This is a genomic window from Pseudomonas sp. GD03875, from assembly GCF_029840585.1.
GTDB lineage: Bacteria > Pseudomonadota > Gammaproteobacteria > Pseudomonadales > Pseudomonadaceae > Aquipseudomonas > Aquipseudomonas paralcaligenes.
Map to the genome: position 1 here is coordinate 45,368 of NZ_JAOCCV010000002.1, position 24,880 is coordinate 70,247.

A 24,880-nucleotide genomic window follows, 5' to 3' on the forward strand; every position below is an offset into this window, starting at 1 on the left:
GCCTCCGACAGGATGAACAGGAAAGGATTCCAATGCTTCTCGACAGCTCGCAAGGACCGGTGCCCTTCGCTTTGCCGATGACCGACAAGGCCGCAGTAGAAGGGCTGCTGCACAAAGCCAGCACGGATATCCCACACCAGCGCGAGGATTTCGCGCAGCGCTTCACTGATGAGCAGCACCCCGCATGGCATCGCTATATCGATGGCATCTACAACCATCCCAAGACGTGGTGGATCGGGATCATCCAGACGCAGATGGTGCTTGGGGTATGGGGGACTCGCCGCAAGGCAGAGGCATCCATCCGCCAGGCAACACTCACGCAGATCCTGCATCAGCTGACCGCACCGGAAAACCGCGACCATTCCGAGAGGCTGATTGTCGAGGCGGTACGTTTCAACCTCAAGTACCGGAAAGCGGACATAACCGGCCGGCTCCATGGCGGATTGTTCACCAACTACGCCTCGATGGGCGGTCGGCATGGAGCCGCCGCAACCGGCCGCGGACTGAAATGGGCAGGGCGTATTACGAACCTGACCGTCGCGAGCTTCGGTGCTGCGATCGGGGCAATCGCGGCCAATCGAAAGTCACCCGAGGAAATCCTCAACGCCATCATCACGGGTAAGACGGACGCGCTCCCCTCCGGCTACAAGACCCTCGCCCAGCAAGCGTCCATTGAACCTACCGGGGAAATGGAACATGTAGTTGCCGGCGAGGTGCACGGTGTGGCTGCACTTAACAGTATCTCGCCCGCTCCAGTGCCCATCCGCGAGTTCTGCAACCGCCCCGAGAACGTCGACCTCAAGGGGATTTGCCGATGAGTCGGGATGGACGTCTAAGTCAGCTGCGTCGCACGGGCTTCATCCGTACCTTGCGCGCGTCTCTTCTGGAGTTGCTGGACGAGCTTCTGGCGTTCTGCGGCTTTCTCGTCGCGCTCTTGGCTGGGCTCTACTACGGCTCCTGGTGGATATTTGGTGGCGTTCTGCTGGTGGCTTTCCTGGTAGGTGGATTGATTCGCTGGGTTATGGCAAGCAGCAGAAGCCAGTAGGTTTCCGCGGATCGGCAGCCAATGCTGGGGCTGCTGTGCATAACGATTTTCATCAACCGAAATTCGCTGGGTCAGGCTGAAGCCTGCCTATCGGCATAATCGTCAGGCCTTTCATGAAACGACTGCTCGCCATACTGCTTTCCATGCTTCTCCCGCCCGCCTCGACGGCTCAGCAGCCGGCCTGGGAGACGGACCCGACCGAAACGGAGGTTGGCATCCATGTCATCCCCAATTTCGGAGATGACCCCGTGATCCACTCTCCAGACATCGATGAGGCCGCCGTGCGTTCTGCGCTGCAGAGTGTCGACTGGGTGAACGGCTTTCACCAGGTGGTGGTCGTGCTGTCGCCCGGGACCTCGATGGAGGTGGGCGGCAGCCTCGATCCCGAGCACGGCCTCTCCGCCATGTACAGGAACCGCCGCGAGGGGATCGCGGCCGTCACGCGTGAAGCGCCGGAAACCCTGGGCGACCTGGAGGCCATCCTGCTTGCCTTCATCGAGCCGGGTGATGGATGGCAGCAGGTCCAGGCGTTCAATTTCCACTACGGCGTGCGCTAGCCGCACCTTCCCCTCTGCCGCCTCGCTGGCTTATTTCCAGGCAAATTCGTGAAGCCCATTCCGCTGAACAACCCCTGGCGCCAAAGAAGAAGTACCGTTTTCACCGGTGTGCTTCTTGCGGTCGTATCCGTACTGATGGCAGAGCCCAGCACGTGGGTTGGCGTAGCCATCACCCTGGCTACTGTGCCTTTCATACTGCTCGCGTTCTTTGAGGTCAGGGTTCGCTGGCACAGGCGCTTTGGCGGCAGCAAGTTCATGTCTATCGTGTTTTTCTTCGCAATCCTGCTGGCCGCCTTGGCCATCCTGCATCTGGCAAAGCAACTGCAACCCTATATCGGTATGCACTTCGCCTGACGCTCGCTCGGTCATCAGGCCACTCGTTGGCTGGGCGTCAGCGACAGGCGCCGTCGACCAGTTCGACGCGCGCCAGCACCGGCAGGTGGTCCGAGCCCAGGTCGGGGCCGCGCTCGCTGCTGAGCAGGCGCCAATGGGCCGAGGCCAGCACGTGGTCGATGGGGATGCCGACCAGGCCCAGCCCCGCGCTTGGCCAGGTCGGGCCGAGGCCGCTGGCGCGGTGCCAGCCGAGGGCGTCGAGGCCGGCGAAGGCGCTCGACCAGGGGCTGGCGTTGAGGTCGCCGGCGAGCAGGGCGGGGCCGGCGCCGCTGGCCTGAATCAGTTGTTTCAGCAGCCGGTCGCGGCGCGCCTGGTCTTCCGGCAGCAGCGGCGGCATGGGGTGGAAGGCGGTCATGCTCAGGGCGCAGCCGGCGAATTCCAGCTGCGCCCGCAGGTGGACGATGCCCTGGTCGTCGCGGCCCTTGTGGCCCTGTTCCAGTGGCAGGCGGGAGAGCAGGGCGATGCCGAAGGGCGAGTTCTCGGCATGCACCAGCCGGTGCGGATAGCCGGGCAGCTTTTCCAGTTCCCGGGCGTAGCGCGGCGAGACTTCCAGCAGCACCACCAGGTCCGGTCGGGCCTGTTCGAGCCAGGCGGCCAGCGGCGCCAGGTCGGTGCTGTCCAGGTGCAGGTTGGCGCTGGCCACGCGCAGTTGCGGGCCTTCCCCGCTACCTGACGGCAGCACGGGCGCGGCGCTCAGCCAGGGCAGCGGCACGACCAGCAGCGCCAGCAGCCAGCGCCGCTCGCGCCAGGCGCCGCCCAGGGCAGTCAGCGCCAGGCCGGCGGCGAACAGCCATTGCCAGTGGCTGGCCAGGTCGAGCAGCCAGGGCAGGGTGCCCTCGGCGCCGGCCAGCAGCCGCAGCCAGGGCAGCAGCAGGCCGAGCAGGCAGGCGAGGGCGAGGAACCAGAGGTCGTAGCGAAGGGGCTGCATGGGCGGGAGCCGGCGATGGGCGGAGCGCGGAGCATGGCCGTTGCGCCCCGGGCCGGCAAGTTCAGCGGGCGAGCCGGTCGAGGATTTCGGCGAAATCGGGACGCTCGTCCGGGTTCGCCGCGTCGCAGTGGCGCTGCAGCTGCCACAGGGACTCCGGCACGTCGGCGTCGCAGCGCTGCAGCAGTTCTTCCAGCAGGCAGCCGAAGGCGCGCGCCTCGATGCGTTGCAGGGCGGTGCCGGCGGCGCTGTGCGGGGCGAAGAAGGAGGCGGCGCCGAAGTCGCCGAGCAGGCAGTGGCCGGTGGCGTCGACCAGCAGGTTGTGGGCGTACAGGTCGCCGTGGAGGATGCCACGCCGGTGCAGGTGGGCCACCGCCGCGGCCGCGCCACGGGCGATGCGCAGCGCCTCGTCCGCGGCGAAGCGGCGGCCTTCGGGGTAGATGTCACGGGTGCAGCTGGCCAGGGACGGCGGGCCGGCCAGGTTGCGGTAATGCGGGCCGATCAGTTCCAGCAGCAACCCGGCCGGCTCGCCGGGGCGCTCGGCCAGCGGGCCGGCCACGCGGATCAGGTTGTCCTGTTCGCCGGCGGCCAGGCAGGCGGCCATTTCGCTGTGGGGCAGGCCGTCGCTGGTCAGCTCGCCCTTGAACAGCTTGGCCGCCATGGCGCGCGCGGGCTGGCCAGGGCGCCGCCAGTCGGCGCGGCGGATGATGCCCGAGGCGCCCTGGCCGAGCACCTCGCCCAGCTCGATCCGGTCGCGCTCAATGGCCGGCAGCGGATGGCGCGCCAGGGCCTCGGCCTCGCTGGCGTCGCTGCCCGGGTTACCGGCGAAGGCCAGCCAGGCCAGGCGCGGCAGGCGCAGCAGCCAGTCGGGCAGGGCCTCGATGCGGTTGGCGGCGATGCGCAGCAGTTCCAGCTGGTGCAGGGCGGCCATGCTCTGCGGCAGCGCGCGCAGGCGATTACCGGCCAGCATCAGCTTCTGCAGGCGCGGGCGCTCGCCCAGTTCGGCGGGCAGGGCTTCGACGCGGTTGTCGGTGAGGATCAGCCAGCGCAGCCGGGCCGGCAGCGCGGCGGCCGGCACCTGGCGGATGCGGTTGGCCTTGAAGCCGACCATTTCCAGTTGCGGGCAGTCGCCGAGCGCTTCCGGCAGGGTTTCGAAGGGGTTGTCCGAGCAGAACAGCACTTTCAGCCTGTGCAGCCGCGCCAGGTCGTGGGGCAGGGCGGTGAGGCGGTTGCCGCTGAGGTTGAGCACTTCCAGGCTGTCGGCCAGGTCGAAGATCTCGCGGGGGAATTCGTCGAGGTCGGCGGCCAGGTCCAGGCGGGTGATGCCGGCCAGTTCGCCACGGCGCAGTTGTTCCAGGCTATGCATGGGGGCGCCGCAGGCGGCTGGTGTTGACCACGTCCACCGCCCGGGCGCGCAGCTGGCCACAGCCGCCGTCGATGTCCTGGCCGGCGCTGTTGCGCACCTTGGTCAGCACGCCGCGGCTGTGCAGGTAGCGCACCATCTCGACGATGCGCTCGCCGTCCGGGCGCTGGTAGTCGTCCAGTTCCAGGCTGTTGTAGGGGATCAGGTTGAGCACCGCATAGCGGCCCTTGAACAGGCGCAGGATGGCGTCCATCTCGGCCTGGCTGTCGTTGATGCCCTTGAGCAGGGTCCACTGGTACTGGATCGGGTAGCCGACCCGGCGGGCGTAGGTTTCGCCGAGGGTCATCAACTCCTCGGGGGCGATCTTCGGCGCCCTGGGCAACAGGCGCTCGCGCAGGGCGGCGTCGGTGCTGTGCAGCGACAGGGCCAGCGCCGGCTTGACCCGCTGCTGCGGCAGGCGCTCGAACACCCGCGAGTCGCCGACGGTGGAGAACACCAGGTTCTTGTGGCCGATGCCGCCGTCGGTGCCGAGCAGGTCGATGGCTTCCAGCACGTTGTCGAGGTTGTGCGCCGGCTCGCCCATGCCCATGAATACGACCTTCTTCACTGGCCGGCGGCGGCGCGCCAGGGCCACCTGGGCGACGATCTCGGCGCTGCTGACCTGGCGCAGCAGGCCGCTCTTGCCGGTCATGCAGAACACGCAGCCCACGGCGCAGCCGACCTGGGTGGATACGCACAGGCCGTCGCGCGGCAGCAGCACGCTTTCCACCATCTGGCCGTCGCCCAGCTCCACCAGCAGGCGCACCGAGCCGTCGGCGGCCGGGTGTTCGGAGCGCACCCGGGCCAGGCCTTCCAGTTCATCGCTCAGCTGCGGCAGGCCGTTGCGCACGGACAGCGGCAGGAAGTGCTCGGTGTGCTGGCGGCGGGTGCCGGCATCGAGCGGCTTGCCCTGCAGCCAGGCGCGCACCACCCGGCCGCTGTGGGCGGGCAGGGCGCCGAGGTCGGCGAGGCGGCGGTGGATGTCGGAGATGCGCATGGGGCGCGCATGCTACCACCGGCGCGGGCGGGCGTCAGGGCTGGAGGTGCGGGGAGTCCCGGTTCGGCCGGGGCTGGACGTGCCAGATGGCTATGTCTGAGCTGGCTGCTGTGGGTGAACTCAAGTCCTGTGGGAGCGGCCTTGGCCGCGAGGCATTGCTGCCGGCCTCGTTCGCGGACAAGTCCGCTCCCACATGCGCTGGCAGCCACCCGGCGGCAGGGCTACTCGGTCCGGGAGGGGCTGGTGGTACCGGAAGGCTATGTCCGAGTCGGCCGTTGTGGGTGAACGCGAACCTTGTGGGAGCGGCCTTGGCCGCGAAGCTTTGCTGTCGGTCCCGTTCGCGGACAAGTCCGCTCCCCATTCGGTGGCAGCCGCTCGGCGGCAGGGCCACTCGGTCCGGGAGGGGCTGGTGGTACCGGAAGGCTATGTCCGGGTCGGCTGTTGTGGGTGAACTCGAACCCTGTGGGAGCGGCCTTGGCCGCGAAGCGTTGTTGCTGGCTTCGTTCGCGGACAAGTCCGCTCCCACATTCGCCGGCAGCCGCCTGGCGACTCGGGCGTGCTATCGTCCGCGTTTTTTGCGGAGACCGCGATGAAGTTCATCCACCAGCGCGAATACCTGAGCGAGGGCGACCTGGTCGTCATCCAGTGTTCGCAGCCGTGCAACATCCGCCTGATGAACGATGCGAATTTCCGCAGCTTCAAGAACGGCGGCCGGCACAGTTACCACGGCGGCGCCTTCGAGCGCTTCCCGGCGCGCATCAGCGTGCCCAGCGACGGTTTCTGGAACGTCACCCTGGACACCGTCACCCGTCGCGCGGTCAGCGTGACGCGCAAGCCGAAGATGGAGTATTCGATCCGCTTTGTGCGCCGTTCCGGTTCCTGAGTCCGTTACTTCGGGCAGGTAAAAACGTACACCGGGTCGCGGGTTGCACCCGCCCTACCTGGGGGCGCGTTCGGCTTCGTTCAGGTTGATCCGGCCGGCGGCGCCGACCTTGCGGCCCTCGGCGGTGTCGACCAGGCGCACGGCGAGCTTGAATTCCGGCCAGTCCTTGCCTTGCAGCTGCAGCAGGCCGTTCGCCTCGCAGCGGTAGGGCTCGAAGCCCTCGTCGGGTGAGTCCTGGGCGTCGAGGAGCAGGTCCATGCCCCAGCCCAGTTCCGGGTCCACGGCCAGGCCCCGGTCGCGCTCGGTGATATAGCCTTCGACGAGGACGGGCGCGGCCAGCGGCTGTTCCTTCAGCCAGGCCTCGACGGGTTGCTCCGAGCGGCTGTCGATCAGTTCCAGATAGCTATCCATGAAGGCCACCGCCAGCGCGCTGTCGGTCGCGCAGTCGGCCAGAGCCGGCAGGGGCAGCAGGGCGAGTAGCGCCAGGGCCCAGGCGCGCGGGCCGGCTTTGCAGGTCTGGGTGAGGGTGCGAGGGTCACGCATGAGGCCGCTCCATGGTCCGGGGAGCTGCGAGCTTAGCGGAAGGCCGGCGCGGCGGCGTGGCGCAGGTCGCGAAACGGATCAGCCGGCGCTCAGGCGCTGCAGTTCGCGGCGCACCATGGCCGCGTATTCGGGCGGGGAGAGGCGGTACAGTTCGGCGGCCACGTGGTCCATCCAGCGCGCGCCGAGGCGTTCGCGCTCGGCGAGCAGGCGCCGGGCCTCGGCCTCGGCGCGCTGGGCGTGCTGCTGGTGGTAGGCGGCCCGGCTCATCAGCCGGAGAGGCCGACGTAGACGTTCTGCACGTCGTCGTGGCCGTCGATGGCCTCGAGGAAGGCTTCGACTTCTTCCAGTTGTTCCGGGGTCAGGCTGGTCACCGGGTTCTTCGGCCGATAGCCGAGCTTGGCCGAGCTCACGGTGAAGCCGAATTCCGGCAGGGCCTTGCACACGGCGTCCACGTCGGTCGGCTCGGTGATGAACAGGGTGGAGCCTTCCTCGTCCGGCTCGAAGTCCTGGGCGCCGGCTTCGATGGCGGCCAGTTCCGGGTCGGCGCCGCTGTCGGTGCTGGCCTCGATCAGGCCGACGTGGTCGAAGTCCCAGCTCACCGAGCCGGAGGCGCCGAGCTGGCCCTTGCGGAACAGCACGCGGATTTCGGCGACGGTGCGGTTCACGTTGTCGGTCAGGCATTCGACGATCAGCGGCACCTGGTACGGGGCGAAGCCTTCGTAGGTGGTACGTTCGAAGTTGACGGTCTCGCCGAGCAGGCCGGCGCCTTTCTTGATGGCCCGTTCCAGGGTGTCCTTGGGCATCGAGGCCTTCTTGGCCGCATGCACGGCGACGCGCAGCTTGGCGTTGGTGTCCGGGTCGGCACCACCGCGCGCGGCGACCATGATCTCCTTGACCAGGCGGCCGAAGATCTTGCCCCTGGCGTTGGCTGCGGCTTCTTTAGGTTTGGCTTTCCACTGTGCGCCCATGGCGGTGTTCTCGCGGGTTGCGTGTGACGGAGCCCCGCGCGGGCGGGGCGAGTTGAGGGGACGGATTCTAACGGCTGATCCCGGTGATCGTCATCCGGCCGCCGGGTCGGGGCATGCCGGTGCCGGTTTTCCGGGTGAGTGTGAGGGGTTGTCCGGCGCCAGGATGGCGCCGGACAGGCAATAGGAGTCAGGCTATGCGCATGCACATCCCAATGCACCGTCATCCCCGCGAAGGCGGGGACCCAATGTGCTCGGCCTGTGAATTCCCGCCTTCGCGGGAATGACGGCGTGTGGTGTGTGGCTAGCGTGTCGGTGCAGGCTCTTCACCCGCTGGCTCCGCCGGTTTGACGAACAGCACGGTCATCCGGTCCGGCTCGCCGACCACCTGGTGGCCGGCGCGGTCGTGGCCTTCTTCCTCGGCCGGGCGGTCGCGGGCGTCCTGCGGGTTGCTGTGCATCTGCTCGACGGTGGCGAGCACGAAGCCGGCGTCCTTGGCCTTCTGCACCACGTAGTCGGTGGGCAGGTAGCCGGTCTCCTCGGCGGCCTCGGGCTTGGCGCCCTGTTCCGCGCGGTAGGCCACCACGCCGAACTTGCCGCCCGGCTTGAGCACCTGGTAGGCGGCCTCGAACATGGCGCCATCGGCCTTGGCGGCGGTCCAGTCCTGCACGTCGTCGAAGCTCAGCACCAGGTCGGCCGACTGCGGCTTGCCGAGCACCGGTTGCTGCGGGTCGAAGTCGAGCACCTTGACCTTGTCGTAGCGCGCCGGGTCCTGTTCGAACTTGCGCCGCAGCGGCTCGTCGGCACCCTTGGCCAGGGCGGCGACATACTGGCCCTCGTCGCGCACCAGCGGGGCGATGATCTCGCTGTACCAGCCGTCGCCGGGGTTGATCTCGATCACCGTCTGGCTGTGGGTCAGGTCGAAGAAGCGCAGGGTTTCCACCGGCCGGCGGCCGGGGTCGAGCAGGCGGTTCTCGGGCGAACGCCAGTCGCCGGCCAGCACGTTGTTGAAGCGGTCGTCGGCGATACGGCCGGCGCTGTCGAGCGGTTCGGCGGCGTGGGCACCGGTGGCGAGCAGAAGGGCGAGCAGCAGGGGAAGGCGGGCAGGCATGGGGAGGTTCCTCCGGGGGCTTCATGAACTGAAGACCCCGCCGGGCGGCGGAACGCTCCACCTAATTTGCCCGTTCCGGCGGGAACGGGCGGCAGGCGTCAGTCCTGACGGCTGGTGACTTCCACCAGGTGGTAGCCGAACTGGGTCTTGACCGGGCCCTGGACTTCGCCGACCGGGGCGCTGAACACCACCTGGTCGAACTCGCGGACCATCTGGCCGGGGCCGAAGCTGCCCAGGTTGCCGCCGTCGCGGCTGGACGGGCAGGAGGAGTTCTCCTTGGCCAGCTGGGCGAAGTCGGCACCGCCCTGGATGGCGGCTTTCAGTTCGTTGCACTTGTCTTCGCTGGAAACCAGGATGTGGCGTGCGGTGGCTCGGGCCATGGGGATTACCTCCGTTGTGAAACGTTCTAGAGGGGCCTGCCGCCAGTAGGGTGCGCCGCACACACCGGTGCGCGCGGCGCACCCTACTGGCGGCAGGCCTTGCGAAAGAGCGCGAGACTAGCGCAATCCCGTGGCTCAGGCCATGCCCGGGCCGGCCTCCTGCGGCTCTTCCACGTCCAGGTCGAAGTATGGGTCGAAGCCGTTCACCGGGCTGGCCGCCACGCGTTCCAGATGGCAGGGACGGGCGGGCAGATCGACGTGGCGCGGCTCGCCCAGCAGGGCGCGGACGGCTTCGGTGACGGCCTCGCCGGCCACCGTTTCCTCTTCCAGCAGGCGCCGGGTGATGTCCTGCAGGGCGGGGCGCAGGCGCTGCAGCAGGGCCAGGCAGTCGCGATCCAGCTCCTGCAGCAGGCGGTCGGCCTCGGCCAGCGCCTCGCGCGGGTCGCTGTCCAGGTGGGCGTCGCGCACCGCCTGCAGGCTGAGCAGCGAGCCGCTCGGCGCCATGCCCAGCGAGGCGACCATGGACAGCGCCAGCCGACTGGCCTCGTGCAGGTCCTGGCCGGCGCCGGACGACACCTCGGCGAAGTGCAGGCGCTCGGCGCCGCGGCCGGCCAGCAGCATCTGGATGCGCGCGCGCAGCTCGGACTCCAGGTGCAGGCGCTTGTCTTCCACCGGGGTCACCAGGGTCACGCCCAGGGCCTGGCCGCGCGGCAGGATGGTGACCTTCTCCACCCGCCCGCAGCCGAGCGCGGCGGCGACGATGGCGTGGCCGGCCTCGTGCACGGCGATGCGCGTGCGCTCGGCGTCCGACAGCGGGCTGACGCCGGTCGGCTGCTCGCCGATGCGGCAGGTTTCCAGGGCGTCGACGCAGTGGCGCATGGTCACCTCGGCGTGCCGTTCGCGGGCGGCGAGCAGGGCGGCGTGGTTGACGATGTAGGCGATGGCGGCCGGCGTCAGGCCGACGCTGTTGCGTGCCAGCTGGGCGTGGTCGAGGTCGTCGGCGGCCTTGACCTTGCCGGCGTAGAGGCGGAACAGCTGCTCGCGTTCGGCCAGGCCGGGCAGGCCCACGGCAATGTTGCGGTCGAAGCGGCCTTCGCGCAGCAGGGCCGGGTCCAGCGAGTTGGGGAAGTTGGTGGCAGCCAGCACCAGCACGCCGCTGTCGGCGGCGAAGCCGTCCATCTCGGTGAGGAACTGGTTGATGATGCGGTTGGCCTCGGCGTCGCTGGAACGGCTCTGCTCGCCGCGCCGGCCGATGCCGTCGATCTCGTCGATGAAGACGATGCACGGCGCGTGCTTGCGCGCGGTGCGGAACAGCGACTTGACCTTGTGGATGCCGACGCCGAAGTACATCGAGGAGAAGTCGCTGCCGGTGACCTGGATGAAGTGCGCGCCGCACTCGCCGGCCAGGGCCTTGGCCAGTTGGGTCTTGCCGGTGCCGGGCTCGCCGGTCAGCAGCACGCCCTTGGGCGGCCGCGCGCCGAGGGTGGCGAAGGCGGCCGGGTCGCGCAGGTAGGTGGTGACGTCCTGCAGGGCGAGCTTGGCCTCGCTGGCGCCGATCACGTCGGCGAAGCGCACGCCGGTGTTGTGCTTGAGCGCCTGCTGCGGGCGCAGCTTCCACACCACCAGACCGATGCCGAGCAGCAGGATCAGCAGCAGCGGCCACTGGCCCCTCAGCTCGCGGTACCAGGGCGCCTCGCCGTCGGTGTCGAACAGGCTGACCGGGAACAGCATGGCGCCGCTGCCGTAGTCGCGCAGGATCATCTCGCCGATGCGCCCGGACTGGTCGGCCAGCCAGTAGCGCTGGCCCTCGCGGGTGGTGACGTAGACCGCCTCGTCGCTCAGCGCGGCGCTGGCGATGCGGCCGTCGCGCATGTCGCGCACCAGGGCGGAGAGGTCGCGGCGCTGGGCGGTCCAGGGCGCGGTGGACTGGCGCAGCTCGGCCAGCATCGCGGCCGAGACGTCGCCGGCCGGCGGCGTGGCGGGGGGGCGCGACTGCCAGTAGGCGAGCGTCAGGGCGAGCAGGGCGATGCACAGGGCGGCGGCGCCGAAGAGGCGCCGGTGGCGAAGGAAGAACGACTTGGTCATGGCGATCCCGGAGTGGTGATACAGCGCCCGGCGAAGGGGCAATCCAGGCGGCAACGAGGCTCCGCTCGCGAGGGGCCGCTGCGCGGGGGCAGCGATTCGGCACGCGAGCGGATTATCGGCGTCGGCAGTGACGGTTTAAGCGATCAGGGACGAGCGGGCATACCGCCGGTCGATCTAGCGAAGCGGCAGGAGGCGGGCAGGCGCAGCGGCTAGCGCGGCAGCAGGGGGCCGGGTTCGGGCACCGGAGCCGGCAGCGGGGCCACTTCCTCCAGGTTCTCGCGGACTGCCTCGGGCAGTTCCTCGCCCGGGGTCTCGGGTTCCGGCGCGGGTGCCGGGGTGGCGGGATCGTCGGCCATGGCGGGTAATCCGGAAAGGGCTACCTGAGGTTGGTCCGCGCCGCCGCGCCAGGGTTCCTTCCATAAAAAGCCACGCGGGTTTCACCCGCCCTGCGTCTTGCGCCGCAGCCATTGTTCGCGGGTGATCTCCCAGAGTTCGGAGGGCAGGCGGCCGGAGACGTAGTCCTTGTCCACCACTTCCACCAGGCGCATGCCGCCGCGCTCTGAGATGCGCCGCGAGGCCAGGTTGGACGCCGCCTTGGGCGCGCGCAGCACGGGGCGTTGCAGCACCTCGAACCAGTAGCCGGTCACCGCCTCGCAGGCCTCCTGCATCAGGCCCTGGCGCTGCCAGCGCGGGTCGAGCCAGAAGCCGCGGTTGTTGTCCGTCTCGTCACTGAGCGTGATGACGCCGATCAGCGTCCCCGGCTCGCCCTGCGGGCGGATGCTCCAGTGCCACTCGCGGCCCTCGGCCATGGCCGGCAGGGACACGTCGCGCATGAAGCTCAGCGCGCCGTCCTCGGGATAGGGCCAGGGCACCCGGCTGGCCAGGTAGCGGACGATCTCCCACTGCGGAAACAGCGCCTGGATGGCCGGGGCGTCGGCCAGCTCCAGCGGCCGCAGGATCAGGCGGCGGGTGGTGAGGGTGGGAAGGCTGATGGGCATGGGTTTGTTCCGATGTAGGGTGCGCCGCGCGCACCGTAGGTCCATCCACGAAGCCGGTGCGCATGGCGCACCCTACCGCATGTTGCCGTACGGAAGTTGTGCACCGGTTGTAGTCATTTTGATTCGTTGCTGTCTGTATGACTCTTTATTGGCTTGTGTCTTTTTGACTATTTATCGGTATCTATTTGATTGGAAAGGAATAAATTCCTGGCATGAGTTCTGATACGGAAAAGGCAAAGGGGCTTTCCGGCCCTCGCTCAAGGGAGACACCGCCATGATCGAGTTCTTCAGCTGCCCGCACAACGTGCTGCGCACTTCCACCCGGATGCTGCTCGCCGGGCTGGCGATCCTGCTGGCCGGCGTGGTCGGCGCCTACGGGATGGAAGGACAGTTGAGCATTCCCGCCTTGGTGACCGCCCACGCCGGGGTGATAATCGGTCCCACCCTGTTGAAGATCGGCTACGTGATGCGCCTGCTGGCCCACCACTACCTGCGCAAAGGCTGGGAGGCGAACTGTGCAAGTGCTTGACCGTCGCGCCGCGCTGTCCATACCGCCCCTGTGGCGCCTGGGGTTCCGCCCCTTCTTCCTCGGCGGCGCGCTGTTCGCCCTGCTCGCGGTGGCCCTGTGGGGCGCCGCGCTGGCGGGCCATCCCGCGCTGCAGCCGCTGGGCGGCCTGCTGGCCTGGCACCGCCACGAGATGCTGTTCGGCTTCGGCCTGGCGATCATCGCCGGCTTCCTGCTCACCGCCGTGCAGACCTGGACCGGTCTGCCCAGCCTCTCCGGGCGGCCGCTGATGGCGCTGTTCGGCGCCTGGGCGGTGGGCCGCCTGGCCTGGTTCCTGCCGTTGCCGGTGGTGGCGCTGGCGCTGCTCCAGCTGGTCTTCGCCGTGGCCCTGGTGCTGGCCTTCGGCCGGATGATCCTCAAGGCGCGGCAGAAGCACAACGCGCCGATCGTCGTGGTGCTGGCCCTGCTCGGCGCCTGCCAGGCGCTGACCCTGTACGGCCTGGCGGCGGGCGACGACGGCCTGCAGCGGCGCGGCGTGCTGGCCGCGCTGTGGCTGGTGGCGGCGCTGATGGGCATCATCGGCGGCCGGGTGATTCCCTTCTTCACCCAGCGTGGGCTGGGCCTGGACAGCCAGGCGCCGGCCAAGCCCTGGCTGATGTGGAGCCTGCTCGCCGGCTCGCTGGGCATCGCCACGCTGTTCGCCCTCGACCCCGGCCAGCAGCCGCGCCTGCTGGCCGCGCCGCTGTTCCTGCTGGTGGCCGGCCTGCATGTGGCGCGCCTGTGGCTGTGGTACCACCCGGGCATCTGGCGGGTGCCGCTGCTCTGGTCGCTGCACCTGGCCTATGCCTGGATGGCCGTGGCGGCGCTGGGCATGGCCCTGTGGCACCTGGGCCTGCTGCGCCAGCCGAGCCTGGCCAACCACGCGCTGGCGGTCGGCGCCATGGGCGGGTTGATCCTGGCCATGCTGGCCCGGGTCAGCCTCGGCCACACCGGGCGGCCACTGACGCCGCCCCGGGCCATGGCCTGGGCCTTCGCGCTGTTGCACGGCGCGGCCCTGTCGCGGGTGCTGTTGGCCGGCTTCAGCAGCTACGGCCTGTGGCTGGCCGCAGCCGGCTGGTGCCTGGCCTTCGCCCTGTTCCTGCGCTACTACGCGGTGATGTTCTGGACCGCCCGGGTGGACGGCCACCCCGGCTGAGGGCGGCAAGGGCTTGCCCGGGGCGGCAAGCCCTTTCCCGTCGCGATTCCCATCGAAAGGGTCGCCGGCCCCTAGCCACGGGCCTTGCGGACGCCTGGCCCGCATCCTGCACACGAACGGGGGCAAGCCACCCGCAGGGAGCCGCCATGACCACCATCAACAACACTTCGCCCCTGGCCACCTACCTGGCCAGCGCGAACAAGAACGCCGCCGCCACCTCCGCCGCCAGCCAGGAAAAACCGGCCGAGACCGCCCGCGACCCCATCGCCGAGCTGCGCAGCCTCGCCCGGCAGATGGTCGCCCGCAGCGAAGGCGGCCTGCTGCGGGCGCTGTCCAGCGGCGCCACCAACAGCCAGCCGCTGGCCAGCGACCGGGTCTCGCTCGGCTCCGGCCTGAGCGGCGGCAGCGGCAAGATCGAACTGCCCGACGTCTCCGCCCTGGACCGGGAGGACGCCGCCAAGCTGCTGGTGCAGGTGGAGAAGCTGATCGACGCCGGCCTGGGCGACAGCAAGGCCTTCGCCGGCAGCAACGGCGACAAGACCACCGATTCGCTGGCCACCTACCGCGACTGGTTGCAGGAAAAGGGCGGCATCAGCATCTACGTCTGACCGCCTGCAGGGTGTAGCTGAGGGGCAGGCGCCAGCGTTCGCGCAGCAGTCGCCACTCACTGTCCTCGCCGAGGGCGCGCCGATCTTGATCCGGCCGGATGGTTTTGAGTGGGTCAGCGGCAAGTTCTGCATCGCCAAGCAGCGTGACGGTGAAACCACCTTCAAGCAGTACATCTACGATGGCAGGCGCGAGTACCTAGTCCCGCTGAACAAAGACTTCCGCCAGGTCGAAATGGAGACGAGTGGGATGTCATCGGACGGATCGTCGACGTGAAAGCGCCTAGGGGTGTGCCGTGAGCGCCTACCGCAATCAGGCCGGGAAGCCAAACCGCTAGATCTGGCCTCCCGACAAGCTCATCACAACCCGTTACGGGTTTCTCTGATGATCTCCTGAAGCCCGGCTTCAGTGATCTGCTTCCATGCGCCCTCAGTCACCATCTGCCGGGATTCGGTTTTGAGGGTTGTCACTTCAGTTGCCACACCGCCATCAGTCTCGATCAGCAGCTTCGACTTGTTGTTCACCAAGATTGACAACGCGGTTGGACGCATCCACGACCAGAACTCTACAACACGCACTTTCACCTTAGAGGTACCAGGGGTTGCCGCGTCCGTCACTACCTCATAACCGGCTTGCGTGTAGGCTTCGGCTACAGCATCCCTGATCAGCTCGGATACCTTCCGCCCGGATGGAAGCAACACATCTCCCAAGCCCATCCCGTAGCCATTGCGCTTACGAGCGACTGCACGCTGCGTAATTGACGAGTCATTGATCTCGCCATTCTTCAGCGACGGGATATCCGCCTCTTTGGGCTTGAGCTCAAATTTCCGTTCATCCACCGCAGTGATCGAAACGCGCTTCCCGTTGCTGCTGACCACTTGGCCAGCTTGCGCCACGGGCACTCCGATATCGATCTCAGAGCGGCTAGTCGCGCAGCCTACGGTAACCGCGAGTGCACACATCAGTGCGGCAGCCCTCAACGTTCTTACTACAGCCATGTATCCATCCATGCGTAATTGGCTTCGCCGTCGCGGCGCAGCCGGCGGGGGCGATTATGTAGAAAGCCAGCCGTTGGCGCGAATGTGCGTCGAGGAAAGCGCGTAGTAGAGAGGTCACCTTAAAGATCGTGGCCTCAATGAGGCAGGTCGAAGCGCACCACGGCGGACAGGTGCGCCGGGTCGGCGACGAAGGTTTCCACCTGGTAGTCCGGCGAGGCGGCGTGCAGGCCGGCGCGCTCGTCCCAGTTGCTGCGGTTGAGGTCGAGCGAGTCGGTCATGGCGGCGATCCCTGCGGCAAATGAGGCGCCGACGGTAGCCCCGGGGCATCGGCGCGGCAAGCCCGCCTTTCATGTCGGCGGCCTAATCGCGCATGATGGGCGGCATCTGGACGATGGAGATTCCCATGCGCGTCATGTCACCCGTTCTGCGCCTCGCCACCCTGTCGCTCGGACTGCTCGCCGCCTCGGCGGCACATGCGGTCGACGAGGCCAGGCTGATCGAGGCGATCAACAGCTACCGCAGCCAGGCGCAGCGCTGCGCGGACCAGGCCTCGCCCGAGCTGCCGCCGCTGACGGCGGACATCCGCCTGGTGCTGCCGGCCACCGGCAGCGCGGACCTGCAGGACTCCCTGGCACGCGCCGGCTACCCGATGGTCAACGTGCAGGCGATCACGCTGTCCGGCCCGCGCGACGCGGCCTCGGCCATGCAGGCCCTGCGCGAGAGCTTCTGCCGGGTGGTGCTCGACCCGCAGTACGTGGACGTGGGCGTCAGCCGCCAGGACCGCGACTGGCGCATCGTCCTGGCGCGGCCGCTGCTCGGCGGCCGCCTGGGCGACTGGCAGGCCGAGGGCCACAAGCTGCTGGAACAGGTCAACCTGGCCCGCAGCCAGGCGCGCAACTGCGGCGACCAGCCCGTGCCGGCCGCCGCGCCGCTGGCCTGGAACGCCACCCTGGCGGGCACCGCCGAATCCCACAGCCGGGCCATGGCCAACGGCAACTTCTTCGACCACCGTGACCGCGAGGGCCGCACTCCGGGCGACCGGGCGGAGCTGGCCGGCTACAGCGGCCAGCGCATCGGCGAGAACATCGCCGCCGGCCTGGACGCCTCGGCCAAGGTGGTGGAGGGCTGGCTGGCCAGCCCCGGCCACTGCGCCAACCTGATGAGCACCGAGTTCAGCGAGATGGGCGCCGCCTACGCGGTGGACCCGAAGAGCGACGCGGGCATCTACTGGACGGCGCTGTTCGGCTCGCCCTGAAACCCTGGGCTCTGTACGAAAAGTGCCTGCGCTCGGTGATGCTTCGTTAAAAACGGGTTCGTAAACTCCGCTTCCTCACCCGTTTTTGCCTCGCCTGACCTTCGCTCGACGACTTTTCGTACAGACCCTAGAGCGCCTGCAGCACCTCGCCCAGGTGCCGCTCGTAGCGCGCCACGTCGCGCTCGATGTTTGGCATCTTCATCACGTCGGTGCAGAGGAAGGTCGGCAGGGCGCTCATGCCGAGGAATTGGTTGGCCTTGTGGAAGGGGAAGTACACCGCGTCCACGCCCTTGGCCTCGAAGAAGTCGGTGGGGTCGTCGAAGGCCTGCTGCGGGGCGTTCCAGGTCAGCGACAGCATGTAGCGCTTGCCGTGGATCAGGCCGCCGCTGCCGTACTTCTGCGAGGCGTCGGAGCGGGTGCGGCCGTCGTTGGCGTAGAGGCTGCCGTGGCCGGCGGTGAACACCTCGTCGAGGTACTGCTTGACGATCCACGGCGCGCCCATCCACCAGCCGGGCATCTGGTAGATCACCAGGTCGGCCCAGAGGATTTTCTGCACCTCTTCCGCCACGTCGTAGCCGGCGTCGATCTCGGTGGTCTTCACGTCGTGGCCGGCGCGGTCGAGGAAGGCCAGGGCGGTCTGGTGCAGGGTGGCGTTGTAGCGGCCGTCGGAATGGGCGAAGCGCTTGCCGCCGTTGAGGAGCAGGATCTTTTTCATGGAAGCCTCCGGGCATCGGGAATGGGCCGCAGAGTAGGCATTCGCGCCCGCCGGAAACAGCCGCCGGCGGGCAAATGATCATTGCCGAAAAGTCATGAATTATGAGCTTTCTATTGCGATAGGGTGTGGCCTTTTCCCGCAACGGAGTTCATCCATGTACGGCTTCATCCTCCATGCCCACACCCGGCCCGAGCGGGCCGAGGCCTTCGAGCGGCTGTTCCGCGCCCATGTCGAGACCAGCCGGGCCGAGTCGGGCTGCCTGCAGTACCACATGCTGCGCGACGCCGAGGACCCGACCCTGTTCATCTTCTTCGAGGTCTGGGCCTCGAAGGCGCATCTGGTGGTGCACAGCGACCAGCCGCACATGCGCGACTTCCACGCCCGGCGCATGGAGTATCTGCGCCGCGACTTCGAGATTCGCGAGATCGAGATGCTCAGTGCCTGACGCCCGCGCCACTCACACCGCGCGCAGCCGCGGCCGTTCCACGGCGGGCGCCGCCAGGCCCTTGTCGTGCTCGGCGAGCACCCGGCCGACGATGCGCATCACCTCGACGTTGGCCGCCTCCATGGTGGCGAGGCGTTCCAGGGTCACCTCCAGGCGGCGCTCGGCGAAGGCCGCGATGGCCTCGGCGCCGCACTGGTGGACCTGCTGGTGCGGGCGCTCGATCAGGCGGAACTCGCGGCTGCCGCGCAGCGCCTCGTGGCCGTCGCCGTAGTACCAGCGGCCGAACGGGCATTGCTCCTCACTCGGCAGCCCGGCGTCGCCGCCGTGGAGGATGGCCTCGTACACCGAGGCCTTGAGCGACAGCTCGGCCAGGTTGGCCAGTTCGATGCCGGCGCGGAAGAACGACTGGCCGATCTCCCGGTGCATGCGCTGGGCCTGGCCGTGGACGTCGAGCATGGCGGCGCTGGCCTCGGTGGTCATGGTGTGGAAGCGGTTGGCGCTGCCGGCGTGGTCGCGGATTTCCTGCTGGGCGGCGTGGATGACGTTCTGGATGTCGGCCGTCTCGCGGACGATGTCCTGGGTGGCGCTGGCGGTCTTCTCCGCCAGGTCGCGGATCTCGCCGGCGACCACCGCGAAGCCGCGTCCTGATTCGCCGGCGCGCGCCGCCTCGATGGCCGCGTTGAGCGCCAGCAGGTTGGTCTGGCTGGCGATGCTGCCGATCAGGCCGACGATGCGGTCGATCTCGCCGGCTCGCGCCACCAGCTCCGAGATACGCTGCTCGAGGCTGGCCAGGCCGTTCTCCATGCGCTGCGACTCCTCCTGCAGGTGGCCGAATTTGAGCTTGTTCTGGATCGCCGCGCCGGCGACGTCCTGGGCGCGCCGGTGGTTCTCGTCGAGGCGGGCGTTGAGGTAGCCGAACGACTCGCCGACATGGTGGATGGAGTGGCCGAACTTCAGCAGGTTCTCGGCCAGGCCCTGGTAGAAGGCCAGGTCCGTCTGCAGGCGGGTGTCCTGGCGGCACTGGCGCAGTTCCTCGCGCAGGGCGTCGGCTTCCCGCTCGCGGGCGGCGAGGCGTTCGCGCAGGGCGTCGTGTTCGGCTTCGAGGGTGCGATGGCGGCTGGCGCTGACGAAGAGCATGGAGGTCACCGATAGGTTTCTGGAAAGTTGTCCATTTGGATCACTTTTCATGCCAGCGAGGTTTGCCTTTTCAATCAGCGGCTTGCAGCGATGCTGTCGTTTCGACCGGGTGTCTTCGTGACCGCATCGCGGTCCGAATGACTCCCGCGTAACGATTGGCAAAGGTCTTTCGTCGGCGCCTCGGGCGGCTGCAACAAAAGAGCAACGAGGGCGGAGTAGGGTGCCTGCTCGTTCATCGGCAAGAGCTGTTTTCCATGCGTGTGACACGATCGATCCGCAAGACCCTCGACCTGGTGGCCAGCCACAACGAGGACGCCGCGCTGGCCGTGATGCGGGCCGCCGAGCGCACCGGCGACCAGTTGCTGCGCCAGCAGTTGCTCAACGTGGTGCACCTGCTCAATCAGGACGCCCAGGACCTGCGCGCCGCCCGCGCGCAGATGAGCGACGGCGAGCTGTGTCGCGCCTGATTTTTTATTTTGGATATATAAAAATAAGAAAACATTATTTTATGGAATAAAAGAAAATCCGTACCGTCTCGCTACCCGCCTACCCACGGGTCATAACCCCTTCTGCCGCGGGCTGACGATCCAGCCGCGGCGCATCGAGCGAGACGAACGGACATGAACGAGACTCTGCTGTTGACCGCCCTGGCGGCCGCCCTTTCCGCCACCCTGGCCCATGCCGGCGAGAAGCTGAGCGTGGCCGCCACCCCGGTGCCCCACGCGGAAATCCTCGAACTGGTGAAGCCGCAGCTGGCCCGGGAGGGCGTCGATCTGGACGTCAAGGTGTTCACCGACTACGTGCAGCCCAACCTGCAGGTGAGCCAGAAGCAGCTGGACGCCAACTACTTCCAGACCAAGCCCTACCTGGACACCTTCAACAAGGACCGCGGCACCGATCTGGTGATCGTCAAGGGCGTGCACGTCGAGCCCTTCGGCGGCTACTCGCTGAAGTACAAGTCGCTCAAGGACCTGCCGGACGGCGCGACCATCGCCCTGCCCAACGAGGGCAGCAACAGCGGCCGCGCCCTGCTCCTGCTGCAGAAGGCCGGCCTGATAGTGCTCAAGGACCCGAACAACGCCCTGGCCACGCCCAAGGACATCGCCGAGAACCCGCACGGGTTCAAGTTCCGGGAACTGGAGGCGGCCATCCTGCCGCGGGTGCTGGACCAGGTCGACCTGGCGCTGATCAACACCAACTACGCCCTGGAAGCCAAGCTGAACCCCGGCAAGGACGCGCTGGTGATCGAGGGCAGCGACTCGCCCTACGTCAACTACCTAGTGTCGCGCCCCGACAACCAGGACAGCGACGCCATCCGCAAGCTCTCCGCGGCGCTGACCAGCCCGGAAGTGAAGGCCTTCATCGAGAAACGCTACTCGGGCGCCGTGGTGCCCGCGTTCTGATCGGCTGAAAGCCGCGCCCGCACAGGCCGTGCGCACCGGCGCCCGGTAGCGGCTTGCCGGTGCGCACGGCGCACGGCGCACTCCACGACGAGTCACGACGGAGAAGGCCTGGCCGCCTTCGCCTCTTTTACGCCGACCCGCGCCTGCCGGTCGGCGTCGTTTTTTCCGGCACCGGCGTGTGCCGCTGGCGCGCCGCCTGGCGGGCGGCCAGGTCCATCAGCCGCTGGAATTTCGGGCACGCCAGGTGATCGCTGGCGGGGCAGGACGCCGCGTGGCGCAGGCCGTCGCGGATGGCGGACAGCCGGCGGATGGTCTGGTCCAGCTCGTCGGCCTTGCGCGCCAGTTGCCCACGGTCGATGTTCGCGCCGCCCTCGGTCGCCAGCATCGCGGCGATGTCGTCCAGCGAGAAGCCGGCGCTGCGGCCCAGCGCGATCAGCGCCAGGCGCTGGATCACCGATTCGCCGAACACCCGTCTCAGGCCGTTGCGGCCGATGGAGCGGATCAGCCCTTTTTCCTCGTAGTAGCGCAGGGTCGAGGCGGGCAGGCCGGACCAGCGCGCCACCTTGCCGATATCCATCTCTTTCATCGCTTGACCTCAAGTCGACTTGAGCGGGCAGCCTTGTCTCAACGGGCTTTCCCACAGGTTAGAAGGAGGTGGCTATGACAGTCGAGATGATCATGCTGGGCATCGGCGCGACGCTGGTGCTGGATGCCTGGACCCTGGCGCGGCGGCGGCTGTTCGGCGTGGTGGCGCTGGACTACGCGCTGGTCGGCCGCTGGCTCGGGCACATGGGCCATGGCCGTTTCCGCCACGCGGCCATCGGCAAGGCGCCGCCGGTGCGCGGCGAGCGGGCGCTGGGCTGGGCCTTCCACTACCTGACCGGGCTGGCCTTCGCCGGGCTGTTCTTGGCGTGGGTGGGCGGCGACTGGCTGCAGCGGCCGACGCCCGCGCCGGCGTTGGCGTTCGGCGCGCTCACCGTGGCTGCGCCGCTGTTGCTGATGCAGCCGGCGTTCGGCATGGGCCTGGCCGCGTCGCGCACGCCGAAGCCCTGGCAGGTGCGCTCGCGGGCGCTGCTCACCCACCTGGTGTTCGGCGCGGGCCTGTACCTGAGCGGCCTGGCCCTGGCTCAGTGGCTGTAGCCGGCCGGCTTGTTGCGGATGGTCTTCAGCAGGTCTTCCGGGCTGATGCTGGCGACCATCTTGCTGTGGGCTGCGCTGCCCGGCTGCGGCAGGTCGAGGATGTGGCCCTTCATCTTGCCGACCACGTGCATCTCGCACGGCTTGCAGTCGAACTTCAGGGTCAGCACCTCGTCGCCGTGGATCAGCTGCATCGGCTGCACCTTGGTGCGCACGCCGGTGACGCCCTTGGCCTGCTTGGGACACAGGTTGAAGGAGAAGCGCAGGCAGTGCTTGGTGATCATCACCGGCACCTCGCCTTCTTCCTCGTGGGCCTCGTAGGCCGCGTCGATCAGCTGCACGCCGTGGCGGTGGTAGAAGTCCCGGGCCTTCTGGTTGTAGACGTTGTAGAGGAACGACAGGTGCGACTCCGGGTACACCGGCGGCGGGCTGGTCTCGGCCTTGCGGCTGCCGCGCGGGTGGGCGGCCACGCGCGCCTCGGTGAGCTTCTCGATGGCCTCGCGGCGCAGGGCCTTGAGCTGCGAGTTGGGCACGAAGAGCGCCTGCGGGGCGTCCAGCGCCACGTCCAGTGCGTGGTATTCGGTGGTGCCGAGCTGGGTCAGCAGGTCGCGCAGGCCGTCGAGCGCCTGCTCCGGCTTGTTGGCCACGCCGAACGGGCCGGGCAGCTCCGCCTGGGCGCTGATGCCTTCCTCGCTGGTGGCGGTGAGATGCAGGCGTTCTTCACGCAGTTCGGCCTTCCAGCTCACGCCGATACGGCGCTCGGCGGAGGTCTTCTGCAGCGCCTGCTGCCAGTTGTGGTCGAGGTTGCGGGATAGCGGGTGGTTGGGCCGCAGGCGGAACAGGCCCTCGGGCATCTCGTTGGGCTCGACCCGGTAGCGGTAGCGCTTCTCGCCGTCTTCCTCGAATTCGCTCTTCAGCTCGGCGATGTTGGCGCGGAAGCCCACCACCTCGCGCTTGACCAGCACGTTGAGGCCGTCGCCATTGGACAGCGGCTCGTGGGTGACGGCGATCAGGTCGCGCTTGTTGACCTTCTCCACGTTACCGACGGCCAGGCCGGTGAAGGTCGGCGAGTCGAAGGCGCCGATGTCGACCTTGCGCTCGGTGACGAAGTAGTCGGTGCTGCCGCGGTGGAAGGTCTTGTCCGGATCGGGCAGGAAGAAGTGCGCGGTGCGGCCGCTGGAGGCGCGGGCCAGGTCCGGGCGGTCCTCGAGGATGGCGTCGAGTTCCTTGCGGTAGTGGGCAGTGATGTTCTTCACGTAGCCCATGTCCTTGTAGCGGCCCTCGATCTTGAACGAGCGCACACCGGCCTCGACCAGGGCGCGCAGGTTGGCGCTCTGGTTGTTGTCCTTCATCGACAGCAAATGCTTCTCGAAGGCCACCACGCGGCCCTGGTCGTCCTTGAGGGTGTAGGGCAGGCGGCAGGCCTGGGAGCAGTCGCCGCGGTTGGCGCTGCGCCCGGTCTGGGCGTGGGAAATGTTGCACTGGCCGGAGAAGGCCACGCACAGCGCGCCGTGGATGAAGAACTCGATGGAGGCCTCGGTGGCATCGGCGATGGCGCGGATTTCCTGCAGGTTCAGCTCGCGCGCCAGCACCAGCTGGGAGAAGCCGGCCTGGTCGAGGAACCTGGCCCGGTCCAGGGTGCGGATGTCGGTCTGGGTGCTGGCGTGCAGCTCGATCGGCGGGATGTCCAGCTCCATCACGCCCATGTCCTGCACGATCAGCGCATCGACGCCGGCGTCGTAGAGCTGGTGGATCAGCGTGCGCACCTGCTCCAGCTCGTCGTCGTGGAAGATGGTGTTGAGGGTGGTGAACACCCGCGCGTGGTAGCGGCGGGCGAACGTCACCAGCTCGGCGATATCGCTCACCTCGTTGCAGGCGTTGTGCCGCGCGCCGAAGCTCGGCCCGCCGATGTACACGGCGTCGGCCCCATGCAGGATGGCCTCGCGGGCGATGCCCACGTCGCGGGCAGGGCTGAGCAGTTCCAGATGGTTCTTGGGCAGGGACATGGTGTTTCTTCTTTATAGGCGTGGCACGGCAAGGCGCGCATTGTAGCGGGCGAGGGGGAGGGTGGCACCCCGAGGTGCCTAGCGGTCGGCGGTGACGCGGCATGGGTGGCAGGCGGTGGCTGCCACGCCGGGCTCAGCGGGCCGTCGCTTCGCGCCGTGCCTGGGGCAGGCAGAGGAGGTAGAGCAGCACGGCGAGGCTGTCGAAGATGATCGGCGTGAGGGTCTTGGGCAGGAATTCGCCACCGAGCAGCACCAGCAGGGCGACGAACAGCAGCTTGCTCACGCCAGCGACCACCAGCACCAGCGGCCGTACCGCGGTATTGAAGGCGCCGTAGATCAGCATGGCGCCCACCAGAGTGATCAGCGCGCCCCAGCTGCGGGTGATGATCTCGCCCAGCGCGCCGTCGGCCAGGGGGGCGCCGAACATCGACTGCAGCGCCGCCTGCGGGGCGATCACGTTGTAGAACATGGTGCAGGTGAGGGCGCCGGTGACGAGCATGATGAGCTTGGTGTGGCGGGCGATCAGGCGCATGGGGCTTCCTTGTCGGTGGGGCAGGCCTGGAGTGTCGGCGAAGTCCGAAGCTCCAGGCAACCGCAGGGTGCCTGCGCCGGCGGTTTACTGCTTCGGCGCGGCGCTGCTGTGCTCCGCGGCGGACCAGATGCGGTAGCGTACTTCCACGTCGGCGGGGGCGTAGATCACCAGCGGCAGCTTGCTGTTGTAGCGCACCAGCAGGGGCTCGCCGCCGACCGGGACGAAGGCCTGCCGGCGGCTGTTGTCCGGGCAGGCCATCAGGGTGCTGCGGGCTGGGCCGACCTGGCCCAGTTCGTAGTAGTTGTAGCCCCAGCCTTCGACGGTCTTCTCCTGCCACTGGCCGCCCAGGCTGTGGTGGTTGCAGTCCACTTCAAGGGTCTTGCCGGCGATCAGTTCCACCCGGCGGTCGGCCTCGTCGGCCTGGGCCGGCAGGTCGATCACATGGCGGGTCAGGCCCTCGGGCGCAACCGGGTAGGGCTTGAGCGCCTCGGGCGTGGCGGCGCAGGCGGCCAGGGGCAGAGCACAGGCGAGGGTGACGAGGGGGAGTGTGCGAGAGGTCATGAAGAATCCTTGCTGAGTGGGCCTTGTGGGCCGTCCGTTGGGGATGGGCGCCGGATCGGCGGGCTAGCACAGACTCGCGGAGGGCAGGCGAGTTCCCCGGG

32 protein-coding genes and 1 pseudogene are annotated in these 24,880 nt (G+C 68.3%); 14 read left to right on the forward strand and 19 right to left on the reverse strand.

The window, feature by feature from the left end:
• The first annotated feature begins 32 nt into the window (after nt 1-32).
• From N5D30_RS01640 to N5D30_RS01655, 4 genes are all read left to right on the forward strand, one after another.
• Nucleotides 33-818: a hypothetical protein gene (locus tag N5D30_RS01640; RefSeq protein ID WP_279907382.1), complete on the forward strand. Its 786-nt coding sequence runs from the start codon at nt 33-35 to the stop codon at nt 816-818.
• Nucleotides 815-1,045, forward strand: coding sequence for a hypothetical protein (locus N5D30_RS01645; protein WP_279907383.1), 231 nt, complete (start codon nt 815-817; stop codon nt 1,043-1,045). The genes N5D30_RS01640 and N5D30_RS01645 overlap by 4 nt, the downstream gene beginning before the upstream one ends.
• Before the next feature lie 113 nt (nt 1,046-1,158).
• Nucleotides 1,159-1,602: a hypothetical protein gene (locus N5D30_RS01650; protein WP_279907384.1), complete on the forward strand. Its 444-nt coding sequence runs from the start codon at nt 1,159-1,161 to the stop codon at nt 1,600-1,602.
• A 48-nt stretch (nt 1,603-1,650) separates the two neighbouring features.
• The gene (locus N5D30_RS01655) at nt 1,651-1,956 is read left to right on the forward strand and encodes a hypothetical protein (protein WP_279907385.1); all 306 of its coding nucleotides are present in this window, start codon (nt 1,651-1,653) and stop codon (nt 1,954-1,956) included.
• A 37-nt stretch (nt 1,957-1,993) separates the two neighbouring features.
• On the opposite strand, the gene N5D30_RS01660 is transcribed toward N5D30_RS01655, so the two are convergent.
• The 3 genes from N5D30_RS01660 to N5D30_RS01670 all read right to left on the reverse strand — a co-directional run bounded on the left by N5D30_RS01660 (nt 1,994) and on the right by N5D30_RS01670 (nt 5,319).
• Entirely contained in the window at nt 1,994-2,923 is a 930-nt protein-coding gene (locus N5D30_RS01660; protein ID WP_279907386.1) for an endonuclease/exonuclease/phosphatase family protein, read from the reverse strand.
• A 61-nt stretch (nt 2,924-2,984) separates the two neighbouring features.
• Nucleotides 2,985-4,286, reverse strand: coding sequence for a leucine-rich repeat-containing protein kinase family protein (locus tag N5D30_RS01665; protein ID WP_279907387.1), 1,302 nt, complete (start codon nt 4,284-4,286; stop codon nt 2,985-2,987).
• On the reverse strand, nt 4,279-5,319 hold the full coding sequence (locus N5D30_RS01670) for an RNA methyltransferase (protein WP_279907388.1): 1,041 nt from the start codon (nt 5,317-5,319) through the stop codon (nt 4,279-4,281). The genes N5D30_RS01665 and N5D30_RS01670 overlap by 8 nt, the downstream gene beginning before the upstream one ends.
• A 589-nt stretch (nt 5,320-5,908) precedes the next feature.
• Here N5D30_RS01670 and N5D30_RS01675 point away from each other — a divergent pair.
• Complete coding sequence (locus N5D30_RS01675; RefSeq protein ID WP_220813591.1) at nt 5,909-6,202, forward strand: DUF1883 domain-containing protein; 294 nt, start codon at nt 5,909-5,911, stop codon at nt 6,200-6,202.
• A 54-nt stretch (nt 6,203-6,256) separates the two neighbouring features.
• On the opposite strand, the gene N5D30_RS01680 is transcribed toward N5D30_RS01675, so the two are convergent.
• From N5D30_RS01680 to N5D30_RS01715, 8 genes are all read right to left on the reverse strand, one after another.
• Nucleotides 6,257-6,745, reverse strand: coding sequence for a hypothetical protein (locus tag N5D30_RS01680; RefSeq protein ID WP_279907389.1), 489 nt, complete (start codon nt 6,743-6,745; stop codon nt 6,257-6,259).
• A 78-nt stretch (nt 6,746-6,823) separates the two neighbouring features.
• On the reverse strand, nt 6,824-7,012 hold the full coding sequence (locus N5D30_RS01685; RefSeq protein WP_279907390.1) for a hypothetical protein: 189 nt from the start codon (nt 7,010-7,012) through the stop codon (nt 6,824-6,826).
• The gene (locus N5D30_RS01690; protein WP_220813588.1) at nt 7,012-7,713 is read right to left on the reverse strand and encodes a YebC/PmpR family DNA-binding transcriptional regulator; all 702 of its coding nucleotides are present in this window, start codon (nt 7,711-7,713) and stop codon (nt 7,012-7,014) included. The genes N5D30_RS01685 and N5D30_RS01690 overlap by 1 nt, the downstream gene beginning before the upstream one ends.
• Before the next feature lie 301 nt (nt 7,714-8,014).
• Entirely contained in the window at nt 8,015-8,821 is an 807-nt protein-coding gene (locus tag N5D30_RS01695; protein ID WP_279907391.1) for a methyltransferase, read from the reverse strand.
• Between the two features lie 98 nt (nt 8,822-8,919).
• Nucleotides 8,920-9,201, reverse strand: coding sequence for a peptidylprolyl isomerase (locus N5D30_RS01700; protein WP_220813586.1), 282 nt, complete (start codon nt 9,199-9,201; stop codon nt 8,920-8,922).
• Nucleotides 9,202-9,336: 135 nt separating this feature from the next.
• On the reverse strand, nt 9,337-11,286 hold the full coding sequence (locus tag N5D30_RS01705; protein WP_279907392.1) for an AAA family ATPase: 1,950 nt from the start codon (nt 11,284-11,286) through the stop codon (nt 9,337-9,339).
• Between the two features lie 209 nt (nt 11,287-11,495).
• Nucleotides 11,496-11,642 carry a hypothetical protein gene (locus tag N5D30_RS01710; protein ID WP_220813584.1) on the reverse strand — a complete coding sequence of 49 codons (147 nt, stop codon included), beginning with the start codon at nt 11,640-11,642 and terminating at the stop codon, nt 11,496-11,498.
• Nucleotides 11,643-11,723: 81 nt separating this feature from the next.
• Nucleotides 11,724-12,284 carry a GNAT family N-acetyltransferase gene (locus tag N5D30_RS01715; RefSeq protein WP_279907394.1) on the reverse strand — a complete coding sequence of 187 codons (561 nt, stop codon included), beginning with the start codon at nt 12,282-12,284 and terminating at the stop codon, nt 11,724-11,726.
• 274 nt (nt 12,285-12,558) lie between these two features.
• Between N5D30_RS01715 and N5D30_RS01720 the strand changes: the two genes are divergently transcribed.
• The 4 genes from N5D30_RS01720 (at nt 12,559) to N5D30_RS01735 (ending at nt 14,866) form a co-directional block, all read left to right on the forward strand.
• A complete protein-coding gene (locus N5D30_RS01720; protein WP_279907395.1) occupies nt 12,559-12,813 on the forward strand; it encodes a transmembrane sensor/regulator PpyR in 255 nt (84 codons plus the stop codon).
• On the forward strand, nt 12,800-13,984 hold the full coding sequence (locus N5D30_RS01725) for an NnrS family protein (RefSeq protein ID WP_279907396.1): 1,185 nt from the start codon (nt 12,800-12,802) through the stop codon (nt 13,982-13,984). The genes N5D30_RS01720 and N5D30_RS01725 overlap by 14 nt, the downstream gene beginning before the upstream one ends.
• A 146-nt stretch (nt 13,985-14,130) precedes the next feature.
• Nucleotides 14,131-14,592, forward strand: coding sequence for a hypothetical protein (locus tag N5D30_RS01730; protein ID WP_279907397.1), 462 nt, complete (start codon nt 14,131-14,133; stop codon nt 14,590-14,592).
• Between the two features lie 85 nt (nt 14,593-14,677).
• A complete protein-coding gene (locus tag N5D30_RS01735; RefSeq protein WP_279907398.1) occupies nt 14,678-14,866 on the forward strand; it encodes a hypothetical protein in 189 nt (62 codons plus the stop codon).
• A gap of 83 nt (nt 14,867-14,949) precedes the next feature.
• On the opposite strand, the gene N5D30_RS01740 is transcribed toward N5D30_RS01735, so the two are convergent.
• Both N5D30_RS01740 and N5D30_RS01745 read right to left on the reverse strand, forming a co-directional pair.
• Nucleotides 14,950-15,588 (reverse strand): flagellar biosynthesis protein, encoded by a 639-nt coding sequence (locus tag N5D30_RS01740; RefSeq protein ID WP_279907399.1) that lies wholly within the window; start codon nt 15,586-15,588, stop codon nt 14,950-14,952.
• A gap of 137 nt (nt 15,589-15,725) precedes the next feature.
• Nucleotides 15,726-15,866, reverse strand: a pseudogene (locus N5D30_RS01745) (SAM-dependent methyltransferase); the annotation flags it as partial.
• Between the two features lie 125 nt (nt 15,867-15,991).
• On the opposite strand from N5D30_RS01745, the gene N5D30_RS01750 reads away from it, so the two are divergent.
• Nucleotides 15,992-16,843, forward strand: a complete 852-nt coding sequence (locus N5D30_RS01750; protein WP_279905705.1) for a CAP domain-containing protein — start codon at nt 15,992-15,994, stop codon at nt 16,841-16,843.
• 127 nt (nt 16,844-16,970) lie between these two features.
• On the opposite strand, the gene N5D30_RS01755 is transcribed toward N5D30_RS01750, so the two are convergent.
• Nucleotides 16,971-17,558, reverse strand: a complete 588-nt coding sequence (locus N5D30_RS01755; RefSeq protein ID WP_220813577.1) for an NAD(P)H-dependent oxidoreductase — start codon at nt 17,556-17,558, stop codon at nt 16,971-16,973.
• Nucleotides 17,559-17,712: 154 nt separating this feature from the next.
• Here N5D30_RS01755 and N5D30_RS01760 point away from each other — a divergent pair, with 154 nt between their 5' ends.
• Nucleotides 17,713-18,003 (forward strand): putative quinol monooxygenase, encoded by a 291-nt coding sequence (locus N5D30_RS01760; RefSeq protein ID WP_220813576.1) that lies wholly within the window; start codon nt 17,713-17,715, stop codon nt 18,001-18,003.
• Nucleotides 18,004-18,015: 12 nt separating this feature from the next.
• Here N5D30_RS01760 and N5D30_RS01765 read toward each other — a convergent pair whose 3' ends face one another.
• Nucleotides 18,016-19,140, reverse strand: coding sequence for a methyl-accepting chemotaxis protein (locus tag N5D30_RS01765; protein WP_279907577.1), 1,125 nt, complete (start codon nt 19,138-19,140; stop codon nt 18,016-18,018).
• Nucleotides 19,141-19,394: 254 nt separating this feature from the next.
• Between N5D30_RS01765 and N5D30_RS01770 the strand changes: the two genes are divergently transcribed.
• On the forward strand, nt 19,395-19,607 hold the full coding sequence (locus N5D30_RS01770; RefSeq protein ID WP_279907400.1) for a hypothetical protein: 213 nt from the start codon (nt 19,395-19,397) through the stop codon (nt 19,605-19,607).
• A 153-nt stretch (nt 19,608-19,760) separates the two neighbouring features.
• Nucleotides 19,761-20,543, forward strand: a complete 783-nt coding sequence (locus N5D30_RS01775) for a MetQ/NlpA family ABC transporter substrate-binding protein (RefSeq protein ID WP_279907401.1) — start codon at nt 19,761-19,763, stop codon at nt 20,541-20,543.
• Between the two features lie 127 nt (nt 20,544-20,670).
• Here N5D30_RS01775 and N5D30_RS01780 read toward each other — a convergent pair whose 3' ends face one another.
• Nucleotides 20,671-21,129 (reverse strand): helix-turn-helix domain-containing protein, encoded by a 459-nt coding sequence (locus N5D30_RS01780; protein ID WP_279907402.1) that lies wholly within the window; start codon nt 21,127-21,129, stop codon nt 20,671-20,673.
• Between the two features lie 74 nt (nt 21,130-21,203).
• On the opposite strand from N5D30_RS01780, the gene N5D30_RS01785 reads away from it, so the two are divergent.
• Nucleotides 21,204-21,683, forward strand: coding sequence for a DUF2938 domain-containing protein (locus N5D30_RS01785; RefSeq protein WP_279907403.1), 480 nt, complete (start codon nt 21,204-21,206; stop codon nt 21,681-21,683).
• Here the strand turns inward: N5D30_RS01785 and N5D30_RS01790 are convergent.
• From N5D30_RS01790 to eco, 3 genes are all read right to left on the reverse strand, one after another.
• Nucleotides 21,671-23,686: a U32 family peptidase gene (locus N5D30_RS01790; RefSeq protein ID WP_279907404.1), complete on the reverse strand. Its 2,016-nt coding sequence runs from the start codon at nt 23,684-23,686 to the stop codon at nt 21,671-21,673. The genes N5D30_RS01785 and N5D30_RS01790 overlap by 13 nt on opposite strands.
• A gap of 133 nt (nt 23,687-23,819) precedes the next feature.
• Entirely contained in the window at nt 23,820-24,218 is a 399-nt protein-coding gene (locus N5D30_RS01795; protein WP_279907405.1) for a hypothetical protein, read from the reverse strand.
• Nucleotides 24,219-24,302: 84 nt separating this feature from the next.
• Complete coding sequence (gene eco / locus N5D30_RS01800) at nt 24,303-24,779, reverse strand: serine protease inhibitor ecotin (protein ID WP_220813569.1); 477 nt, start codon at nt 24,777-24,779, stop codon at nt 24,303-24,305.
• Nucleotides 24,780-24,880 lie beyond the last annotated feature (101 nt).

Coding starts and splice junctions, on each gene's coding strand:
- N5D30_RS01640 (WP_279907382.1), top strand. CDS start 33: ATGCTTCTCGACAGCTCGCAAGGACCGGTGCCCTTCGCTTTGCCGATG.
- N5D30_RS01645 (WP_279907383.1), top strand. CDS start 815: ATGAGTCGGGATGGACGTCTAAGTCAGCTGCGTCGCACGGGCTTCATC.
- N5D30_RS01650 (WP_279907384.1), top strand. CDS start 1,159: ATGAAACGACTGCTCGCCATACTGCTTTCCATGCTTCTCCCGCCCGCC.
- N5D30_RS01660 (WP_279907386.1), bottom strand. CDS start 2,923: ATGCAGCCCCTTCGCTACGACCTCTGGTTCCTCGCCCTCGCCTGCCTG.
- N5D30_RS01665 (WP_279907387.1), bottom strand. CDS start 4,286: ATGCATAGCCTGGAACAACTGCGCCGTGGCGAACTGGCCGGCATCACC.
- N5D30_RS01670 (WP_279907388.1), bottom strand. CDS start 5,319: ATGCGCATCTCCGACATCCACCGCCGCCTCGCCGACCTCGGCGCCCTG.
- N5D30_RS01675 (WP_220813591.1), top strand. CDS start 5,909: ATGAAGTTCATCCACCAGCGCGAATACCTGAGCGAGGGCGACCTGGTC.
- N5D30_RS01680 (WP_279907389.1), bottom strand. CDS start 6,745: ATGCGTGACCCTCGCACCCTCACCCAGACCTGCAAAGCCGGCCCGCGC.
- N5D30_RS01685 (WP_279907390.1), bottom strand. CDS start 7,012: ATGAGCCGGGCCGCCTACCACCAGCAGCACGCCCAGCGCGCCGAGGCC.
- N5D30_RS01690 (WP_220813588.1), bottom strand. CDS start 7,713: ATGGGCGCACAGTGGAAAGCCAAACCTAAAGAAGCCGCAGCCAACGCC.
- N5D30_RS01695 (WP_279907391.1), bottom strand. CDS start 8,821: ATGCCTGCCCGCCTTCCCCTGCTGCTCGCCCTTCTGCTCGCCACCGGT.
- N5D30_RS01700 (WP_220813586.1), bottom strand. CDS start 9,201: ATGGCCCGAGCCACCGCACGCCACATCCTGGTTTCCAGCGAAGACAAG.
- N5D30_RS01705 (WP_279907392.1), bottom strand. CDS start 11,286: ATGACCAAGTCGTTCTTCCTTCGCCACCGGCGCCTCTTCGGCGCCGCC.
- N5D30_RS01710 (WP_220813584.1), bottom strand. CDS start 11,642: ATGGCCGACGATCCCGCCACCCCGGCACCCGCGCCGGAACCCGAGACC.
- N5D30_RS01715 (WP_279907394.1), bottom strand. CDS start 12,284: ATGCCCATCAGCCTTCCCACCCTCACCACCCGCCGCCTGATCCTGCGG.
- N5D30_RS01720 (WP_279907395.1), top strand. CDS start 12,559: ATGATCGAGTTCTTCAGCTGCCCGCACAACGTGCTGCGCACTTCCACC.
- N5D30_RS01730 (WP_279907397.1), top strand. CDS start 14,131: ATGACCACCATCAACAACACTTCGCCCCTGGCCACCTACCTGGCCAGC.
- N5D30_RS01740 (WP_279907399.1), bottom strand. CDS start 15,588: ATGGCTGTAGTAAGAACGTTGAGGGCTGCCGCACTGATGTGTGCACTC.
- N5D30_RS01750 (WP_279905705.1), top strand. CDS start 15,992: ATGCGCGTCATGTCACCCGTTCTGCGCCTCGCCACCCTGTCGCTCGGA.
- N5D30_RS01755 (WP_220813577.1), bottom strand. CDS start 17,558: ATGAAAAAGATCCTGCTCCTCAACGGCGGCAAGCGCTTCGCCCATTCC.
- N5D30_RS01760 (WP_220813576.1), top strand. CDS start 17,713: ATGTACGGCTTCATCCTCCATGCCCACACCCGGCCCGAGCGGGCCGAG.
- N5D30_RS01765 (WP_279907577.1), bottom strand. CDS start 19,140: ATGCTCTTCGTCAGCGCCAGCCGCCATCGCACCCTCGAAGCCGAACAC.
- N5D30_RS01770 (WP_279907400.1), top strand. CDS start 19,395: ATGCGTGTGACACGATCGATCCGCAAGACCCTCGACCTGGTGGCCAGC.
- N5D30_RS01775 (WP_279907401.1), top strand. CDS start 19,761: ATGAACGAGACTCTGCTGTTGACCGCCCTGGCGGCCGCCCTTTCCGCC.
- N5D30_RS01780 (WP_279907402.1), bottom strand. CDS start 21,129: ATGAAAGAGATGGATATCGGCAAGGTGGCGCGCTGGTCCGGCCTGCCC.
- N5D30_RS01785 (WP_279907403.1), top strand. CDS start 21,204: ATGACAGTCGAGATGATCATGCTGGGCATCGGCGCGACGCTGGTGCTG.
- N5D30_RS01790 (WP_279907404.1), bottom strand. CDS start 23,686: ATGTCCCTGCCCAAGAACCATCTGGAACTGCTCAGCCCTGCCCGCGAC.
- N5D30_RS01795 (WP_279907405.1), bottom strand. CDS start 24,218: ATGCGCCTGATCGCCCGCCACACCAAGCTCATCATGCTCGTCACCGGC.
- eco (WP_220813569.1), bottom strand. CDS start 24,779: ATGACCTCTCGCACACTCCCCCTCGTCACCCTCGCCTGTGCTCTGCCC.